Source organism: Mycobacterium sp., assembly GCF_008709575.1.
GTDB lineage: Bacteria > Actinomycetota > Actinomycetes > Mycobacteriales > Mycobacteriaceae > Mycobacterium.
In genome coordinates this window covers 1-762 of the sequence record NZ_VYIK01000280.1, presented here as the reverse complement: position 1 = coordinate 762, position 762 = coordinate 1, and the positions used below count along the sequence as shown (strand labels likewise).

Genomic DNA, 762 nt, shown 5'->3' with positions numbered 1-762 from the left:
TGGCCGGCCCGTTCGGGGATCTGTGGCTGCGCCCCGCCAGCGAACCTATTCTGTGCGTGGCCGGCGGCAGCGGACTCGCCCCGATCAAAGCGCTACTCGAAGACGCCGCACGTCAACGGTGCACGCGCCCGGCCGTGCTGCTGTTCGGGGCCCGGACACAGCGCGATCTGTACTGCCTGGCCGAGTTGGGCGCCCTGGAACGCTCCTGGGATGGTCGATTCGAGTTTCGGGCCGTCCTGTCGGAAGAGTCTGCGGAGTCGACCTGGAGCGGTGCGCGCGGACTCGTGACCGACGTAGTGCGTCAGTTGCCTGAGCAGTTCATACACGACTGTCACGTGTACACCTGCGGCCCACCGGCAATGATCGACGTCCTGGAGACAACCTTGCACGAGATGCGGACCGACATGCAGCATTTCTACGCCGACCGGTTTGTCACTCGCATACCCGGCGCTGCGCAGTCACTATGAATCAGGCCGGCTGCGGGCACGGGTGCCTCGTCGAACATGGGTTCGCTTAGAGGTTTCAACGCATCGGCCGGATACCTGCCCGCTGCGGGCCCACACCCGGCGGCGAGGTCGGGGCTCTGCACCGACGTCGCGCATCATCATGCGAGCTGCCGCCGACTGAAGTCACTCGATCTGGGACCCGAACTTCATCGCCCTCGAGGCATCGACGGCGTTTCTCGAGCACTTTTCGCGTGCTCGCCTCCCGAGGTGCCTCAGCTAAAAGTGAGCGCGAAGCGGTGGTTGGTGCCTCACGCAT

Annotated in this window: 1 pseudogene; it reads left to right on the top strand. The window is 65.1% G+C overall.

From position 1 onward, the window contains the following. Positions 1-467: pseudogene (locus tag F6Q13_RS18460) on the top strand (oxidoreductase); the annotation flags it as partial. Between the last annotated feature and the right edge of the window lie 295 nt (positions 468-762).